15 protein-coding genes and 1 pseudogene are annotated in these 17,276 nt (G+C 57.2%); 2 read left to right on the top strand and 14 right to left on the bottom strand.

The annotated features are described in order from the left end of the window. Positions 1 to 7: 7 nt before the first annotated feature. From NST29_RS11220 to hflX, 3 genes are all read right to left on the bottom strand, one after another. Positions 8 to 409, bottom strand: a complete 402-nt coding sequence (locus NST29_RS11220) for a MerR family transcriptional regulator (RefSeq protein WP_033023211.1) — start codon at positions 407 to 409, stop codon at positions 8 to 10. Between the two features lie 76 nt (positions 410 to 485). Continuing rightward, positions 486 to 1,757 (bottom strand): methionine gamma-lyase family protein, encoded by a 1,272-nt coding sequence (locus NST29_RS11225; RefSeq protein ID WP_033023208.1) that lies wholly within the window; start codon positions 1,755 to 1,757, stop codon positions 486 to 488. A gap of 16 nt (positions 1,758 to 1,773) precedes the next feature. Beyond that, entirely contained in the window at positions 1,774 to 3,018 is a 1,245-nt protein-coding gene (hflX, locus tag NST29_RS11230; RefSeq protein ID WP_033023201.1) for a GTPase HflX, read from the bottom strand. A gap of 265 nt (positions 3,019 to 3,283) precedes the next feature. Between hflX and NST29_RS11235 the strand changes: the two genes are divergently transcribed. Continuing rightward, the gene (locus NST29_RS11235) at positions 3,284 to 3,898 is read left to right on the top strand and encodes a trimeric intracellular cation channel family protein (protein ID WP_033023200.1); all 615 of its coding nucleotides are present in this window, start codon (positions 3,284 to 3,286) and stop codon (positions 3,896 to 3,898) included. Between the two features lie 96 nt (positions 3,899 to 3,994). Here the strand turns inward: NST29_RS11235 and NST29_RS11240 are convergent, their stop codons facing one another. The 8 genes and pseudogenes from NST29_RS11240 to spoVK all read right to left on the bottom strand — a co-directional run bounded on the left by NST29_RS11240 (position 3,995) and on the right by spoVK (position 13,284). Next, positions 3,995 to 4,873, bottom strand: a complete 879-nt coding sequence (locus NST29_RS11240; RefSeq protein WP_033023198.1) for a DMT family transporter — start codon at positions 4,871 to 4,873, stop codon at positions 3,995 to 3,997. Between the two features lie 145 nt (positions 4,874 to 5,018). Then, positions 5,019 to 6,170: a thiolase family protein gene (locus tag NST29_RS11245; protein WP_200878294.1), complete on the bottom strand. Its 1,152-nt coding sequence runs from the start codon at positions 6,168 to 6,170 to the stop codon at positions 5,019 to 5,021. A 293-nt stretch (positions 6,171 to 6,463) separates the two neighbouring features. Continuing rightward, positions 6,464 to 6,679: pseudogene (locus tag NST29_RS11250) on the bottom strand (3-hydroxyacyl-CoA dehydrogenase NAD-binding domain-containing protein); the annotation flags it as partial. A gap of 14 nt (positions 6,680 to 6,693) precedes the next feature. After that, positions 6,694 to 8,313, bottom strand: a complete 1,620-nt coding sequence (locus NST29_RS11255) for a long-chain fatty acid--CoA ligase (RefSeq protein ID WP_339232156.1) — start codon at positions 8,311 to 8,313, stop codon at positions 6,694 to 6,696. Positions 8,314 to 8,316: 3 nt separating this feature from the next. Then, entirely contained in the window at positions 8,317 to 9,390 is a 1,074-nt protein-coding gene (locus tag NST29_RS11260) for a CaiB/BaiF CoA-transferase family protein (protein ID WP_033023191.1), read from the bottom strand. 15 nt (positions 9,391 to 9,405) lie between these two features. Then, positions 9,406 to 10,551, bottom strand: coding sequence for an acyl-CoA dehydrogenase family protein (locus NST29_RS11265; RefSeq protein ID WP_033023190.1), 1,146 nt, complete (start codon positions 10,549 to 10,551; stop codon positions 9,406 to 9,408). 24 nt (positions 10,552 to 10,575) lie between these two features. Further along, positions 10,576 to 12,150, bottom strand: a complete 1,575-nt coding sequence (locus NST29_RS11270) for a fatty acid--CoA ligase (protein WP_339232157.1) — start codon at positions 12,148 to 12,150, stop codon at positions 10,576 to 10,578. 201 nt (positions 12,151 to 12,351) lie between these two features. Then, positions 12,352 to 13,284 carry a stage V sporulation protein K gene (gene spoVK / locus NST29_RS11275; RefSeq protein ID WP_033023188.1) on the bottom strand — a complete coding sequence of 311 codons (933 nt, stop codon included), beginning with the start codon at positions 13,282 to 13,284 and terminating at the stop codon, positions 12,352 to 12,354. Positions 13,285 to 13,458: 174 nt separating this feature from the next. Here spoVK and NST29_RS11280 point away from each other — a divergent pair, with 174 nt between their 5' ends. Continuing rightward, a complete protein-coding gene (locus NST29_RS11280; RefSeq protein WP_131385789.1) occupies positions 13,459 to 13,794 on the top strand; it encodes a hypothetical protein in 336 nt (111 codons plus the stop codon). Here NST29_RS11280 and hfq read toward each other — a convergent pair. The 3 genes from hfq to NST29_RS11295 form a co-directional block, all read right to left on the bottom strand. Continuing rightward, positions 13,773 to 14,000 (bottom strand): RNA chaperone Hfq, encoded by a 228-nt coding sequence (gene hfq, locus NST29_RS11285; protein WP_033023186.1) that lies wholly within the window; start codon positions 13,998 to 14,000, stop codon positions 13,773 to 13,775. The two genes, NST29_RS11280 and hfq, sit on opposite strands and share 22 nt — an antisense overlap. A gap of 35 nt (positions 14,001 to 14,035) precedes the next feature. Beyond that, a complete protein-coding gene (miaA, locus tag NST29_RS11290) occupies positions 14,036 to 14,980 on the bottom strand; it encodes a tRNA (adenosine(37)-N6)-dimethylallyltransferase MiaA (RefSeq protein ID WP_033023185.1) in 945 nt (314 codons plus the stop codon). A gap of 442 nt (positions 14,981 to 15,422) precedes the next feature. Continuing rightward, positions 15,423 to 17,120, bottom strand: coding sequence for a methyl-accepting chemotaxis protein (locus NST29_RS11295; RefSeq protein WP_033023271.1), 1,698 nt, complete (start codon positions 17,118 to 17,120; stop codon positions 15,423 to 15,425). Between the last annotated feature and the right edge of the window lie 156 nt (positions 17,121 to 17,276).

The following is a 17,276-nucleotide window of genomic DNA, read 5'->3' on the forward strand; positions in this document are numbered from 1 at the left end:
CCCATCGTTAGTGAAAGAAGCGAGCGAGATCTCCTTGGCGAAGCGATGCGCGCTGAAACCGCCCGGCCTGAAGCAGCTCCGTCCGCAAAATTTCGCGCAGCTCTTCGTCCGACAGCTTCGGCTTTCCTGCCTTGTCGACTTTTTCCGGCTGTTCGTGACGCCCTTCCTGCCGCGCGGCAAAAATGCGCTTAATTCCAGCGAGGTTGACGCCTTGATCAATCAAATCTTTAATTTCAAGCAAACGATCGATGTCATTGAGCGAAAACAGCCGCCGATTGCCTTCGGTGCGCGCCGGCGTGACGAGGCCGTGCTCTTCGTAATAGCGAATTTGCCGGGCCGATAAGTCCGTCAGCTGCATCACAATCCCGATCGGAAACAATGGCATGGAACGACGAATTTGGCTGCTCATGCCAATTCCTCCTCGCTTTTCATACCTTTATTTTATCATAATGTGAAGAAAATAGTCAATTATATGTTACCTTTTCTCACAAACAAATGAGCTGCTGTTCCAGCAAGCGGTGAACAGCGGAGCAAACGGCGATTTTGACATGAGAATACGTCAATCCGCCCTGCACGTACGCCACGTATGGCGGACGCAGCGGCCCGTCCGCCGTCAGCTCGATGCTGGCTCCTTGCACGAACGTGCCCGCCGCCATGATCACTTGATCCTCGTAGCCGGGCATGTCGCTCGGATACGGAGTGAAATGGGCGTTCACCGGGGAAGCCGCTTGAATGGCTTGGCAAAAAGCAACCATTTGCTCTGGATCATTAAAGCGGACCGACTGCACCAAATCGGTGCGCTTCGCGTTCCATGACGGCGAAGTCTCAAGCCCGACCCGCTCGAGCAATGCGGCGGTGAACACCGCCCCTTTGAGCGCTTGGCCGACGACGTGCGGAGCGAGGAAAAACCCTTGATACATCTCAAGCAGGCTGTACAGCGAAGGGCCGACTTCGGCGCCGATGCCCGGCGAGGTCATCCGATAGGCGCACGCTTCGACGTATTGGTGCCTGCCGACGATATACCCTCCTGTTTTCGCCAATCCCCCTCCAGGGTTTTTGATCAACGAACCGGCCATCAAATCGGCGCCGACATGGCAAGGCTCTTTTTCCTCGACAAACTCCCCGTAGCAATTGTCGACAAACACAACGACATCCGGCTTGATCGCTTTGACAAAGGCGATCATCTCGGCGATTTCATCGACCGTAAACGACGGGCGCGTCGCATACCCGCGCGAGCGCTGGATGCCGATCATTTTCGTCCGCTCGTGGATCGCCTCGCGCACCGCCGGAAAATCAACGGCTCCGTCCGCCGTAAGCGGCACGCTCCGATAACGAATGCCAAACTCGTTCAGCGAACCGACGCCGCGGCCGCGGACGCCGACGATCTCCTCAAGCGTGTCATAAGGGGCGCCCGTGATGTAGAGCAATTCATCGCCCGGGCGCAGCACGCCAAACAGCGCGATGGCAATCGCGTGCGTGCCGGAAATGATTTGCGGGCGCACTAGGCCGGCTTCCGCGCCGAATACATCGGCGTAAATGCGATCGAGCGTGTCACGGCCGACATCATCATAGCCGTAGCCCGTTGTCGGGATGAAATGGCCGTCGCTCACTTGATGGCGGCGGAAACTGTCAAGGACGCGATGCTGGTTTCCGTCAACCAGCCTCTCAATCGAGCGATGGATCGGGGCAATTTGCGCCTCCACTTCTTCGATCAGCGCAGCGATCGTCTCTCCGTGTTTCCATGTTGTCCAAAACATTGGTGAACCCTTTCTATCATTGGAATGATTGCAGCTCCCTGTAAAGCGGGTGAGTCGGGAGTACGTACCCTTCGCATTCGTACGTCCCTTCTTGTTCATTATAGCGCCATTGCTGCAAAATCGTGTCCGCTTTTAACCGTGCGAGCCATTTTCCTTGGCCGCTTGGAATGGAGGCGTGGTAAAGGACCATTTGCCGCTTGATCGCCTCCTCCAAAAACGCGCGAAGCCGTTCGATATCAGCGGCAGAAAGCGCGCTCATGACGAGCGCCTCGGTCGTCGTCGGAATGAATTCTGGCGCCTGCCGGTCACGTTTATTGTACACTGTGACCATCGGAATGGAGGACGCCCCCAACTCCGCAACGAGCCGCAACACCGTTCGCTCATGTTCGGCGTAATCGGGATGCGACGAATCGACGATGTGCAGCAACAGATCCGCTTCCGTCACCTCCTCGAGCGTCGAGCGAAACGCGGCGACAAGCGTCGTCGGCAAGTCTTGAATGAACCCGACCGTGTCGGTGACAAGCACCGTATACCCGCACGGAAGGACGCATTGGCGCGTCAGCGGGTCGAGCGTCGCAAACAGCAAATTTTCCTCGAACGAATCGGCCGCCGTCAGCCGATTAAAAATCGTCGATTTGCCGGCGTTCGTATAGCCGACGAGCGCCACTTGAAACGCGTGATTTTTTTGCCGGCGCCCGCGGTACCGCTCGCGATGTTCGGCGATGCGGCGCAGTTCGGCTTTAATGTCGTCGATGCGGCGGCGAATGTGGCGCCGGTCGGTCTCCAGCTTCGTCTCCCCCGGACCGCGCGTGCCGATGCCGCCGCCCAAGCGAGATAGCGTCGCGCCTTGGCCGCCAAGGCGCGGCAACAGATACTCAAGCTGCGCGAGCTCCACTTGCAGCTTCCCTTCTTTCGAACGGGCGCGCCTTGCAAAAATGTCTAAAATGAGCTGCGTCCGATCAATCACTTTCACCTCGCCAAGCATGTTCGTCAAATTGCGGGCTTGACTAGGAGAAAGTTCACAGTTGAAAATGACAAGATCCGGCGTCAGCTGTTTGACGAGAGCGGCAAGTTCCTCTGTTTTTCCTTTGCCGATGTACGTCGCCGGGTGCGGCGCTTCCCGTTTTTGTGTCAACTCGGCTACCACCTCACCGTTGGCGGTCGCAACGAGCGAAGCGAGCTCCTCCATCGAATAGCGAAACCGCTCGTCATCGATTCCATGAAGTTGGCAGCCGACGATGATGGCTTGTTCGCGGCTCATAGCCTTCCTTCTCCTCTCGGGCGCAGCCATGTGATCCGCATGGAGCGCCAACCGTTTTTATGGCGCGGACGCTCGAGCGCATCCCGGCCATCGGCACGGGCTTCGCTCGGCTTTCCGCGAATGACCGAAAGCGGCTGTGTCCTCTTTGTTCATCATACCAAATTCAAGCAGCGCACGGCTAGTTCATTCCCGAAAAAACGATTGATTCCCGCCGCTTTTGCCTCTACAATGATACAAGAACACGACACGGAAAGGAACAGCACGAATGACGTGGGAAATATTGAGCATCATCGGCACGATCGCCTTTGCCATCAGCGGGGCGATCGTCGCGATGGAAGAGGAATATGATTTGCTTGGCGTCTACATTTTAGGGATCGTCACGGCGTTTGGCGGCGGGGCCGTGCGCAATTTGCTGATTGGGGTTCCCGTATCGGCGTTATGGGAACAAGGTTCGCTCTTTCTTGTCGCCTTAGTCTCGATGACGATCGTCTATTTGTTTCCGAAGCAGATGCTCCCGCCATGGAAGCGGTGGGGCAACTTTTTTGACGCCCTCGGGTTATCGGCGTTCGCCATCCAAGGGGCGCTGTATGCCGCAAAAATGGGCCATCCGGTAAGCGCGGTCATCGTCGCGGCGGTGTTGACCGGCAGCGGCGGCGGCATCATCCGGGACGTGCTCGCCGGGCGGAAGCCGCTCGTGCTGCATGCGGAAATTTACGCCGCTTGGGCGATTTTAGCCGGCATCGCCGTCGGCTTAAAATGGGCGGAGTCGCCCGTGGAGCTGTATGTGCTGTTTATTGCCGTCGCTGCTCTTCGCATTTTGTCATACACGTACGGCTGGAAGCTGCCGCGGCGGGCGGTGGGGGAAAAAGCGGGCGGGTAATCGCTTCCAGCGTAGATTCGAGTGATTGGGCATCAAACCATGGCCAAAGAAGAGATGGCAAGCAGGGGACTCCCCCGCGCGGGCGCTTCGCTTTCCTTACGCGCTTTGCCCGCTCCGCACCGCCACCGCCACTCCCGCGACGATGAGCGCCCCGCCTGCCCAAAAGGACGCGTCAAGCCGCTCATGCAAAAACAGCCAGCCAAAAAGCGAGCCGATGAGCGGCTGAAAAAAGAAAAAGAGCGAGCCGATGCCGGCGTCGATCATCTCCATCCCTTTGTTCCACAAGAAAAACGCGCCCGCCGTCGACACGATGCCAAGATACAACACGCCCATCGCAACGGGCGCATTCCATTGAACGGCCGTCAGCCCTGGGCGCTCCACCATCAACATCGGCGTCATGCCGACAAACGCTACCAAGATGGCGAAGGTCGTAATGGAAAGAACAGACATGCGCGCCGATGCCATTTTCACCAGCACCGACAACAGCGCCCAAGTGACCGCCGCGCCGACTAACGCCATATTTCCAGCCAGCGTCGACTCCCCGCTGCCCCCGAGGCCGACGATGACAATCACTCCCGCCGCCGCCAACACCAGCGCCACAAGCTTCCGCCACGTGAGCGCTTCCCCAAGCAGCCAGCGGGCAAATAAAACGACAAACGCCGGTGTTGAAGCCGTAATGAGCGAAGCCGTATGGGCGTTCGACCATTTCGTGCCGACAAATTGCAACGAAATGGAAATGACATAGCCGATGAGGCCAATCGCGATCACCATCAGCCAATCGCGCCCGCGCGTTGGCGGGCGCTCGCGTTTCATTGCCGCGATCAAGACTAGCGCGATCAAGGCGACACCGTAGCGCAGCCAGACGAGCGTCAGCGGCGGGATGTAGTCCAATACGTACTTGCTTACGACATACATCCCGCCCCAAATGCCGGCGGCGAGCGATAAATAGATGGAGGCAAGAACCGGTTGTTTCATCTTGCCCAGCGCTCCCCCTTTCGTCCGCTTTTCCTCATCTTATCACACCCGACCGGCTTCCGTCCCGCTTGGTTTTCAGCAAAAAAAGCAGGCTTGGCGGCCGCCCCGCTGCTGCTGGTGCGAACGTTATGTGTTTTGTCGCGCTTTACATTCGCTCGATGATCGTCGCTGTCGCCATGCCGTGCCCGATGCAAATCGTCAATAGCCCATAGCGGCCTTCCCGCCGCTCCAGCTCATGAACGAGCGACGTCATGAGCTTGACGCCGGTGGCGCCGAGCGGATGGCCAAGCGCGATGGCGCCGCCGTTGACATTCACTTTCGCAAGCGGGGCGCCGATTTCTTTTTGCCAGGCGAGCACGACCGGGGCGAACGCTTCGTTGATTTCAATGAGATCGATATCCTCGATCGTAAGTCCGGTCTTTTTCAGCACTTGTCTTGTCGCCGGAATGACGCCATCCAGCATATACGTTGGGTCGGAGCCGACGACCGTTTGCGCGACGATGCGCGCTTTCGGCTTCAGTCCGAACCGACGCGCTGCCTCCCGCTCCATGAGCAACAGAGCGGCCGCCCCGTCGCTCATTTGGCTCGCATTGCCGGCGGTGATGACGCCGTCTTCTTGAAACACCGGCTTGAGCGCGGCGAGCGCTTCCGGCGATGTATCGGCCCGCGGCCCCTCATCATCGGTGACAAGGATTTCGCGGCCATCGCGGTCAAGCCCTTTGACCGGGACGATTTCGGCGCGAAACTTCCCTGCGCGCATGGCGGCTAAGGCGCGCCGATGGCTTTCGTAGGCGTAGGCATCCAGCTCCGCGCGCGTCAGGCCGTATTTTTTGGCAATCCGCTCGGCTGAAACGCCTTGGTGGATGAACTCGTACTTTTCATGAAGCGACGGCGGAATCGTCCGCTCATTGCCGTCGCTGAAAATCGGGACTTTCGTCATGCTTTCGACCCCAGCGGCAATGGTGACATCCATATCGCCGGAGCGGATTTCTTGAGCGGCAAAATGGATCGCCTGCTGCCCGGAGCCGCACATCCGATTGATTTGCACGGCCGGCACTTCGATTGGGAATCCAGCCTCCAACGCCGCGAGCCGCCCGATGTTGTATCCTTGCTCGGCGATCGGCGTCACACAGCCCATGACGATATCTTCTACCTGTCCTTTTTCTATGCCCGCCCGGCGCACGACTTCATCCAACACCGCCGCGGCCAGATGAACCGGATGAACGTCGCGGAAGACGCCGTTCCGCTTGCCGACCGGCGTTCTGACGGCTTCCACAATCACCGCTTCGCGCATCATCTTCGCCTCCTTGTTGTTGTCAACGCCACGCCTTGACGGCGCGGCGGCCACACCGTTGTATCAAAAGGCGCACCGCAGCGCCGCCAAATGGGCCCATTTCTGTCCACCCTCTCCATGAGAGCGCCTGTTCATGTTGTATACGTATAGAACTCGAAGCTAACTTGAAACGGCTCTGTTTCCCCTTCAAGCGGCTGTTCATGTTGTATACGTATAGAACCCTTTCCCTGTTTTCCGCCCTAAATGCCCGGCTTCAACGAGCTTGCGCAAAAGCTGCGGCGCGCGGAACCGGTCGCCGGGCGGATGCGGCCGAGCGCCGCCTCCGCTTCTTGTTCAGACAACTGCCCCGCTTTCACAAAGCGGCGCAAGCTTTTTTCGACCGAGGCGAGCCCGTTTTGCAAAGCCGTTTCGGACACGTCATAGAAATGCACCGTTTTTCCCGCCATCGCCGCCGTTTGCGCGATACCGCTCCCCATCACTCCAGCGCCGATGACCGCAATCGTTTCGGCCACGGTGTTCGCCTCCTTTACTCCGCCGCCGCATCGGCATAGCGCGCCGCCATCTCATCGCGCAGCTTCCGCTTCAAAAACTTGCCGACGCTTGTTTTCGGAATTTCATCGAGAAACACAATGTCGTCCGGCAGCCACCATTTCGCAAATTGCGGGCGCAAAAAGTCGTACAGCTCTTCTTTTGTCACGCTTTTGCCTTCTTTCAGCACGACGCAGGCAATCGGACGCTCCTGCCATTTCGGGTGCGGCACGGCGACGACCGCCGCTTCAAACACCGCCTCATGGGCCATAAGCGCATTTTCCAAATCAACCGATGAAATCCATTCGCCGCCGCTTTTAATGACATCCTTCGTCCGGTCGACGATTTTCACAAACCCTTCTTCGTCCACGGTGACGACATCACCGGTATGGAGCCAGCCGTCGCGGAACGTCTCCTTCGTTCGCTCATCGTTGTAGTACTCGGCGGCGATCCACGGCCCGCGCAAGCAAAGCTCACCCATTTCCTTCCCGTCCCAGCGAACCGGCCCGTTTTGGCCGATCACTTTCATTTCAAGCCCTGGCGCAAGCAGCCCTTGTTTGGCGCGGATGTCGAGTTTCTCCTCGTACGACAGCCCGTCTTGATAGCTTTTCGGGCGCGAGACGAGCACAAGCGGGCTCGTTTCCGTCATGCCGTACGCGTGAATGAACGGAATGCCGTATTTTTCTTCAAAGGCGCGGATGACTCCTTTCGGCGCGGCCGAACCGCCGCAAATGACGCGCGTCAGGCTGCTGACATCATAGCGGCCTTTCTCCAATGCTTGCAGCAACCCGAGCCAAATCGTTGGCACGCCGGCCACGATCGTCACCCGCTCAGTTTCAATCAGCTCGGCAAGCACGTTCGGCGTAAACGCCGGCCCCGGCATGACGGTCGTCGAACCGAACCACGTGGCGGCAAACGGCATCCCCCATGCGTTGACGTGAAACATCGGCACAATCGGCATGGCGACATCGCGCTCGCACAACCCCAGCGTATCAGCTAGACCTAGCGCCATCGCGTGCAAGACAGTGCTCCGGTGCGTGTACACAACCCCCTTGGGCTGGCCTGTTGTCGCTGATGTATAGCACATTCCGGCCGGTTGGTATTCATCGAGGTCTTTCAAAAACGGAAATGCCGGATCGCCGTCAGCCAGCAGTTTCTCATAATGGTACACCGGCGCCAGCGCCGTTTCCGGCAGCTCGTCGGCGTCGGTCATAATGATGAAAGCGCGCACGTTCGGGATCTCGTCTTTCACCGCTTCAATGGCCGGCAGCAAATCATCATCGATCAGCAGAACGCGGTCATCGGCATGGTTGATGATGTACGCGATATGCTGGGGTGAGAGACGGATGTTGATCGTATGCAGCACCGCCCCGATGCCGGGAATGGCAAAATACGCTTCCAAATGGCGGTGATGATTCCAAGCGAACGTGCCGACGCGGTCGCCGACTCCCACCCCGAGCTGCTTCAACATGCTGGCCAGCCGGCGCGTCCGCTCCCCAATCTCTTTGTATGTATGGCGGACGACACCGCCTTTCATGCGGGAGATGACTTGTTTTTTCGGAAAAAATATCTCCGCCCGCTCAAGCATCATCGAAATGGTTAACGGTGTTTTCATCATCGGTTATTCCTCCCCCTTCAACAAATCAGCATGTTCATTGACTTTAGGCGGCGCTTCGACGTCCCACCGGCCATCCGGCCCATGCGCAGCCGTCCACACGCCATCCGGCTGCATCGCGACAAGGTGGCGAACTTGGTCGTCGGCAAACAGCCGCTTCGCTTCATCCGTTTCAAGCACCGGAGCAAGGCAAGCGTCGACCCTTTCCGCGAAGGCGCTCCATTCAGAAAACGTTTTTTCGCGAAACAAAGCGACAAGTCCGTCATACACCGCCTCTCCCGGCCGCGCCGGCGCCCACTGCGCTCCGATCCATTCCGGATGGCCGACCGCTTCGCAAAACTGGCGCCAAAAGTGCGGTTCAAGCGCCGCTACGCTCATATAACGGCCGTCTTTCGTCTCATACAGCTGGTAGCACACCACCTCCCCGGCCAGTTCGGCAAGGCCATGTTTCGGCCCGCCGCCGTGTTCCATGGCAAAATGGCCCGCCATCATCGCCGCCAAGCCGTCAACTAGCGAGACGTCCAAATAGGCGCCTCGGCCGGTCCGCTCGCGGGCGAACAGCGCCGCCAAAACGCGCTCCGCCGCCGCCATGCCGCCGATAAAATCAGCCAGCGTCACTTTCGGATGAACCGGACGGCCGCGTGCATCGGCGAGCTGCGCCAATACACCGGAGAGCGCCATATAGTTCAAATCATGGCTGCCGAGCAAGGAGCGGCCGCTCCGCTGGCCGAAGCCGCTGATCGAGCAGTAAATGATCCGTTCGTTGTCGCGGCGCACATCGTCATACCCGAGCCCAAGCCTAGCCATCACTCCGGGGCGGAAGCTCTCGATCACCACATCGACGCGGGCGGCGAGCCGCCGCGCTTGCTCGCGCCCCTCGTCCGTCTTTAAGTCCAAGGCGACGCTTTTTTTCCCGACGTTATAGGCGGCAAACAGCCGCCCCCCGGCGAACGGGCGCAGCCGGTCGCCGGAGGGGGGCTCGATTTTGATGACTTCGGCTCCGAGCTGAGCGAGGCGCCAGCTCGCAAACGGACCCGGCAAGTACTGGGAAAAATCAAGCACAACGATGCCGTTCAACATGGTCCTTCCCTCTTTCTACAAATCTAGCTCGCGAGCGATGATCGTTTTCATCATCTCGTTCGTCCCGGCGTAGATGGCGCTCACCGGAATGTCGCGATAGCGCCGGGCGATCTCGTATTCTTCCATATAGCCATAGCCGCCATGGAGCTGCATGGCTTCGGCGGCGACGCGTTTGGCCATCTCGGTAATCCACCATTTCGCCATCGACACTTCGGTGACGATCCGTTTTCCTGCCATATGCTCTTCAATGACGCGGTCGACAAACGTGCGTCCGAGGGCGATCTCGGTCGCCATTTCGGCGAGGCGGAACTGGACGGTTTGAAACTCGCTCACCCGTTTGCCGAACGCCGTGCGTTGTTTGACATATTGCTTCGTCAAGGAAACCATCACTTCCGCCGCCGTCTGCGCGGCGATGGCGACAACGAGCCGCTCCTGCTGGAGTTTTTCCATTAAGTAATAGAAGCCTTTTCCTTCTTCACCGAGCAAGTTGGACGCCGGCACTTTCGCATCTTGGAAAAACAGCTCGGCCGTATCTTGGGCGTGCAGCCCGACTTTCTCAAGTTTCCGCCCGCGCGTAAACCCCGGCGTATCCCGCTCCACGACGAGCAGGCTGATGCCGCGGTGCGGCGGTTTCGCGTGCGGGTCGGTTTTGCAGGCGACGATGACCAAGTCGGCATGAATGCCGTTGGTGATAAACGTTTTTTGCCCGTTGACGATGTAGGCGTCGCCGTCTTTCACCGCCGTTGTCGAAATGTTGGCCAAATCCGACCCGGCCCCCGGCTCGGTCATGGCGATGGCGGTAATGAGCTCGCCGCTGACGCATTTCGGCAGCCATTTTTGCTTTTGTTCCTCCGTTCCGTACGAGGCGATGTACGGCGTCACAATATCGTTATGCAAGCCGATGCCGACAAGGCTGGAACCGACTTTTTCCAGCTCCTCATGGATGACGACCGAGTAGGCAAAATCGGCGTTCAAGCCCCCGTACTTCTCATCGACCCATGGGCAAAGAAAGCCGTTTTCCCCCATTTTCGCCCAAAACGAACGCGGGATGATGCCGCGCCGCTCCCATTCGTCGTAGTACGGATACGCTTCTTTCTCTAAAAACTTGCGGAATGCATCGCGGAAAATCTGGTGCTCCTCGCGCAAATAGCGAGCTGTCACCGTTCATCCCTCTCTTCTGTTCGGTCACTTTTTCTCCGTTCCGCCCGCCGCCTGTTTTTTCAGCTGTTCACGCAGCAAAAACTTTTGGATTTTCCCGCTCGCATTGCGCGGCAGGGCGTCGATGAAATAATAGGCGCGCGGCCGCTTGTACGGGGCGAGGCGGTCGCTCGTTTGGCAAAACTGCTCGAGCTCATCGGCGGTCAAGCTGTCCTCTTTTTTGACGATGAAGGCGACGACTTTTTCGCCCCACAGCTCATCCGGCTCGCCGAGCACGGCGACATCAAGCACTTTCGGATGCTCATACAACACGTCCTCGACTTCGCGCGGATAGACGTTTTCTCCGCCGCTGATCACCATGTCATCGACCCGGTCGGCGACATACAAGTAGCCGTCTTCATCAACGTAGCCGAGATCGCCGGAATGATACCAGCCTTTGTACAGCGCTTGTTCCGTCGCTTCCTCGCGCTTGTAGTAGCCGACCATCATGCACGGTCCGCGCATCACAATTTCGCCGACTTCATACGGCGGCAGCACATCGTCTGGGTCGGACGGCCCGTCCTCCCGCGCGCGGACGACGCGGATGTCATGGTTGAGGCAGGCGCGCCCGGCGGAACCCGGTTTCTTGAGCTGCTCATCTTCCAACAAAAACGTCACCGCCGGCCCCATTTCCGTCATCCCGTACGCTTGAATCAGCTCAATGCCGAGCCGCTCTTGGCATTGCCTCACCAGCGCCGGAGCCATCGGGGCGGCGCCGTATAGGCCGAGGCGAAGCGATGATAAGTCGTAATCGCTTACATTTTCCTGCAAAATCATGTTCCACATCGTCGGGGCGCCAAACAGGAGCGTAATTCGCTCACGTTCGATCGTCTCGAGAACGAGCTTGGCATCAAAATGGTGCAAAATGACGCTCGCCGCTCCCGCATGCACGCGCGGCAGCAAGCAGCAATGCAGTTCGGCGCAATGGAAGAGCGCCGCCGCCGCCAGCCCGCGATCCGTCTCGCGGATGCGCATGACGCCATAGCAAAGGACGCTTTGCTCGATCATGTCGCGGTGCCGATGCATCACCCCTTTTGGACGCCCGGTCGTGCCGCTTGTATACATAATGGCGTACAGATCGCTCTCTTCCACAGGCACGCGCGGCGCTGCCACCGAAGCCCGGGCCGCCTGTTCATGAGCGCTTTTGGCAAACGGCGGCGGATCATGGTCGATCGACCAAAACGACACGTGCGGAAACCGGTGGTGAATCGCGGCGAGCTGCGGCTCAACCGCCCGTTCCAACAGCACGAGTTTCGGCTCCGCATCGGTCAAAATATAAGCGATTTCTTCCGCTTTCAGCCGAAAGTTGATCGGATTGAACACGGCGCCGATTTTGGCGCAAGCAAACAGGGCGGTGGCGAGTTCAAGCGTGTTGTACAGAACTGTAGAAACGCGGTCTCCCTTGCGCACGCCGGCTTCCTGAAACGCATTCGCCCACCGGTTCACGTCCCGCTCCCATTCGGCGTACGTATAGCGGCGGCCGGTCGCCACCTCGACGACCGCTTCCCGGTTTGGAAACTTTCGCACGGTCTGAGAAAACATCTCGCCAATCGTCATATACAAGCGGCATCTCTCCTTTTCTGTTCGATTTGCGCCAATCAACGGCGCTGTTTTTATAATACAGATAATTCAGACTATTTATCTTAACAAACAGCCTTTTGTTGTTTATGTATTCGCCTTTTTTTCAAGCATTCCTCTTTTCCAAAGCAAAAAAATGCGCCCGTTTCTTGTCCTTGCCAAGAACGAGCGCATCGGCTGGACAGATTACGCCTGAATGACAAGGTCGCGATCGCGGATCGTCATCAGCTCTTTTTTATCATAGCGTCCTTCATGAAGGAGGCGGACCGCCTGTTTGCGGATCGCTTTTTCGATCAAGTTGCGGATGTAGCGGCCGTTGCTGAACTTGAGGCGGCCGGTCGCTTCCAGCGTCCCTTCGAGATGAATGTATAGTTTCCGCTCCGCTTCCGGCGTCATTTCATATTCGCGCTCGCGCAGCATTTGCTTGGCGATTTGCACGAGCTCCTCGACCGTGTAATCGGGAAACTCGATCGTCAACGGAAAGCGCGACGGCAAGCCCGGATTTAGCGACAAAAAATAGTCCATTTCTTTCGGATAGCCGGCCAAAATCACGACCAAGTCGTCGCAAAAGTCTTCCATTCCTTTCACCAGCGTGTCAATCGCTTCTTTGCCGAAGTCCTTCTCCCCGCCGCGGGCGAGCGAATACGCTTCATCGATGAACAAAATCCCCCCGCGCGCTTTTTTAATCAAGTCGCGCGTTTTGTTCGCCGTATGCCCGATGTACTCTCCGACCAAATCGGCCCGCTCCGCTTCAATGAAATGCCCTTTGGACAGGACGTTCATTTCGTAAAACAATTTGCCGAGCAAGCGTGCCACCGTCGTTTTGCCGGTGCCGGGATTGCCTTTGAAAATCATATGGAGCGCTTGCCGGCTCGATTTTAACCCGTTCTCTTTGCGCAGCCGGTTAATGTACAGCCACGCGTAAATTTCCTTGATCATCTTTTTCACATGTTCAAGGCCGATCAGCTGGTCAAGCTCCCGCTGAATGTTGCGAAGCGCTTGATGTTCTTCGCTATCCATCCAGTCGCTTGGCTCTTCCTTGATCAGATGGTTGACCGTTTTGGAATTGAGCACGATATTGATTTGCCCTTTCGCCTTATTCATCGTCAATTCTGACAAGGGGCGTCACCTCGCTTCCTGTTTTCTTCCCCCCGCACCATTTTCACCGCGTCTTTGATGCCTCACCTTTTTGCTATTAATATACGTATGCCGCCGTCCATTCGTGACAATCGCCTAGAAGCCGGACAGCTGAGCAATGGGCAAAGGGAAGAAGGCGACAAGGAAAGTCTATACATGTTTATTCAGCAAGGAAGGCTTTTACGCATGCGAAGTCCTCCTTCGCTCTCGTTTACGGTGGAAAGCTCCTTGCCGCCAGTTGCGGGGCGAAGAAGCGGCGAAGCGAGAAACACGGAAAAAATCCATGGGCAACGTTTTGGCCTCCACGCGGGAGTGAACATCGCGCACCAGTTCCGCATGTTCATGGCAAGTTCCATGGGCAGCGGTCCGCCCTCCACGGAGATGAAACCTTTGTGTCAGTTCCGCATGTTCACAGAAAAGACGCCCCGCTCGATGGGGCGTCTTTCCGTTCGGCGTTATGTACCGACAGCTTATTGCTCGGCATCGAAATGAATGTTCCGCTCCGGCGCAAACGTCGAAATGGCATGTTTGTAGATGAGCTGCTGCTTCCCTTGCACTTCAAGCAGCACGGTGAAGTTGTCAAACCCTTTAATGTACCCGCGCAGCTGGAAGCCGTTTAACAAGAAGACCGTCACTTGGATGCCTTCTTTGCGCAGCTGGTTCAAAAACTGATCTTGAATGTTGATGACATTTTTCATCAAACGTCCTCCTCTTTTCTCTCTAAAGATATGGTTTATATATTCGCTTCGAGTTGAAGCTTTCCTGCTATGTAGTGAAAAATTTCCTCCGTTCTAGCGGGAAACGCAGCGAAGTCGGTCATGTCAAACCACCTCACCGGCATTTGGTTGCGAAACCATGTCAGCTGCCGTTTCGCGTAGCGGCGCGAATGTTGCTTCAATTGTTCGATCGCTTCCTCGAGGGAGACGCGGCCGTCAAAGTAGTCGTACAGCTCTTTGTAGCCGATCGCCTGCACCGCTTGGCAATCGCGGAATCCGCGATCGTAAAGGGACTTGGCCTCTTCGATCAGCCCTGCGGCGATCATGGCATCGACTCGTTCGTTAATGCGGCGGTAAAGCACGTCGCGCTCCGCCGTCAAACCGATGATAGCCGTCTCATACAACAGCCGCCGCTCGCCCCGCTGCCATGCACTGAACGGTTTCCCGGTGCAATGATGCACTTCAAGCGCCCGAATGACGCGGCGGATGTTGTGCGGATGGATGCGCGCCGCGCTTTCCGGATCAACGGCCGAAAGCCGCCGATGGAGCACCTCCGGTCCTTGCTCGGCCGCCAGCTGCTTCAGCGTCCGGCGATACGCTTCGTCGGACGGGGCATCAGAAAACTGATAGTCATAGATCGCCGCTTGGATGTACAATCCGGTGCCGCCGACGATGATCGGCAACCGCCTGCGCGCGGAAATCTCGGCGATGAGCGTCCGGGCGAGCCGCTGAAACTCGACGACGGAAAACGGTTCGCATGGCTCCTTAATATCGATGAGGTGATGTGGAATTCCTTCCATTTCATCCGGCTTCACTTTCGCCGTGCCGATGTCCATTCCTTTATAAATTTGCATCGAATCGCCGCTGATGATTTCTCCGTCCAGCTTTTTGGCCAACGCAATGCCGAGTTTGGTTTTGCCGACCGCCGTCGGCCCCACGATGACAACGACTTTTCCACCCATAGCGCTTCACTGCTTTCCATGTCAGAACTCCTGTTCAAACACCATTATACTGAAAAACGGCAGCGCATGAAACCATTTCTTTCTTATCGTTTTCACCATCCTGCCGTTCTTTTATACATGGCGCTTTCACTGCGAGCAAACGGGGTGTCCCAAAAGGACCGGGACGCCCTCTTTCGTCGCTATATATACGTACTGACTGCTTCCGTCGCACTATATGTTGTGCCTATCTTGAAAGAAGGCGACCTTTTGGGTCATCCCCTCTCTCATCGCTATATAGAAGCAGCAGCCGCTCCCCTGCCATACGATAGATTATGTTTTTCTTGAGAGGCGATCGCCTTTTGGATCAGCCCCTCTTCCGTTTCCGTATCTATGTGCGGACTGCTTCTGTCGCCCGATATGCCCCCCTTATCTCAAAGGGACACCACCTTTTCGGCCAGCCGCCTCAAAGCGAAAATTTGCGGACAATCGCCTGCAAATCATCGGCCATTCTCGCCAGCGCGGTGGAAGAAGCAGAAATTTCCTCCATCGATGCCAGCTGCTCCTCCGTCGCCGCCGAGACTTCTTGCGCGCCGGCGGACGTCGATTCGGCGACGTCGGCGACTAGGCGGACAGAGCGGACGATTTGTTCAGAAGAAGCGGCCATCTCGCCAACCGCGGTGGATACATCGCGGATTTGCGCGGCGACTTCGTCGACGGCAGCGCGAATTTGCGCGAACGTTTCTCCAGAAGTCCGGATTACATTCGTCCCGGATGCGACTTCATTGACGACCGATTCCATCGATGCCACGGCATGAGCCGTCTCTTCTTGGATCGCGGCGATCAGCTCGGCGATTTGCTGCGCCGAGGCGGCCGATTGTTCCGCGAGCTTTCGCACTTCATCGGCGACGACGGCAAAGCCCCGACCATGTTCACCGGCGCGCGCCGCTTCAATCGCCGCATTTAAGGCAAGCAAATTCGTCTGTGCCGCAATGGTGCGGATCGCTTCAATAATGGAACCGATTTGTTCGGAGCGATGGCCGAGCCCTTTGACCACCCCGGCAAGCTGTTCTACGGTGCGGTTCACGGTATCCATTTGCGCGACGCCCGCATCGATCGTTTTTCCACCGTCAGCCGCCCGCTTTGACGTGTCGGCGGCGATGGCGACCACGTTCTGCGCGCGGGCGGAAACTTGCCCGATTTGTTCCGACATAGCGTTAATGACCGACGATGTTTCTTCAACGCTTTGCATTTGTTGGTCGACCCCGGAGGCGACGCTCTGGACGGTCATGGCAATTTGTTCGGTCGCTTTGCTCGTCTGCTCGGCGCTGGCTGCCAACTGTTCGGAAGCAGCGGCGACTTGTTCGGCATTTTGCGCTACTTGTTGAATCACCTGACGCAAGTTGTTCGCCATTTGTTCGAACGCAGCAGCCAGCTCGCCGATTTCATCGCGGTTGCGCACGCTTATGTTCGCCTCGCGCAAATCACCGGCCGCAATCCGCTTGGCCGCATCGGTGAGAGCAAGCAGCGGGCGGGACAACGAGCGGCTGATATAGTAGCTGACAGCCGCTCCCATCGCGATCGTCAAGACGCCGACGATAAGAACAAGCTGGAGAACCGCCGCCGCCGATGCGCTCGCATCGCGGTTCGCCTGTTTCATCTCGCGCTCGTGCAACGCGGCCAATTGATCAATTTTTTGTTCAAACTGCGTGGTCAAATCGCGGCCGGTTGTCACGATCAGCGCCGTATATTGCTCAGTCTTGTTTTGGTCCTTTAATTCAAACGTTTTTTGCCCGAGCTCATAAAACTGCTGTTCAAGCAAATCGAGTTCGGCCAACCGCTGTTTTGTCGTTTCTTGAGTTGACGAAGCGGCCAGTTTTTCGCTCGTTTGTTTGTACGCTTTATGCGCTTTTTCGAAGTTTTCTTTGGATGTGGCATCCCCAGTCAGCAAGTAGCCGCGCATGCTGCCAACCTCGCGGCGGACAAGCACCTCAAGTTCTTTCGTGTTGACTAGCTTGGGCACCCTTTTTTCGATGACGTCCGTATATGTACGGTCCAGTACGGAATTTTCGTAATAGGCGAAACCGATCAGCAGTGCGATGAGTACGTAAACGAGACCAAAGCCGGCGAACAGTTTTTTACGAACGGTCAATTTCATTGACATATCCCCCATCTGCAAGTAAATTTCTACCTCTCCTTCTATATTATCGGATCACGCGCCGGCAATGTTTAGTCTGTTCGAGCAGGAGAGCCGCCTCTTTTTTTCGCGGCCAAACCAGCGCGCCGGTGCACCGCCGTCCGGTCCCAACGCCCCCGACCC

Source organism: Geobacillus sp. FSL W8-0026, assembly GCF_037966255.1.
Lineage (GTDB): Bacteria > Bacillota > Bacilli > Bacillales > Anoxybacillaceae > Geobacillus > Geobacillus icigianus.

What these genes read in the sequence shown, in the direction of transcription:
- NST29_RS11220 (WP_033023211.1), bottom strand. Translation starts at nt 409, where the DNA reads ATGAGCAGCCAAATTCGTCGTTCCATGCCATTGTTTCCGATCGGGATT.
- NST29_RS11225 (WP_033023208.1), bottom strand. Translation starts at nt 1,757, where the DNA reads ATGTTTTGGACAACATGGAAACACGGAGAGACGATCGCTGCGCTGATC.
- hflX (WP_033023201.1), bottom strand. Translation starts at nt 3,018, where the DNA reads ATGAGCCGCGAACAAGCCATCATCGTCGGCTGCCAACTTCATGGAATC.
- NST29_RS11235 (WP_033023200.1), top strand. Translation starts at nt 3,284, where the DNA reads ATGACGTGGGAAATATTGAGCATCATCGGCACGATCGCCTTTGCCATC.
- NST29_RS11240 (WP_033023198.1), bottom strand. Translation starts at nt 4,873, where the DNA reads ATGAAACAACCGGTTCTTGCCTCCATCTATTTATCGCTCGCCGCCGGC.
- NST29_RS11245 (WP_200878294.1), bottom strand. Translation starts at nt 6,170, where the DNA reads ATGATGCGCGAAGCGGTGATTGTGGAAGCCGTCAGAACGCCGGTCGGC.
- NST29_RS11255 (WP_339232156.1), bottom strand. Translation starts at nt 8,313, where the DNA reads ATGATGAAAACACCGTTAACCATTTCGATGATGCTTGAGCGGGCGGAG.
- NST29_RS11260 (WP_033023191.1), bottom strand. Translation starts at nt 9,390, where the DNA reads ATGTTGAACGGCATCGTTGTGCTTGATTTTTCCCAGTACTTGCCGGGT.
- NST29_RS11280 (WP_131385789.1), top strand. Translation starts at nt 13,459, where the DNA reads ATGTTTATTCAGCAAGGAAGGCTTTTACGCATGCGAAGTCCTCCTTCG.
- hfq (WP_033023186.1), bottom strand. Translation starts at nt 14,000, where the DNA reads ATGAAAAATGTCATCAACATTCAAGATCAGTTTTTGAACCAGCTGCGC.
- miaA (WP_033023185.1), bottom strand. Translation starts at nt 14,980, where the DNA reads ATGGGTGGAAAAGTCGTTGTCATCGTGGGGCCGACGGCGGTCGGCAAA.
- NST29_RS11295 (WP_033023271.1), bottom strand. Translation starts at nt 17,120, where the DNA reads ATGTCAATGAAATTGACCGTTCGTAAAAAACTGTTCGCCGGCTTTGGT.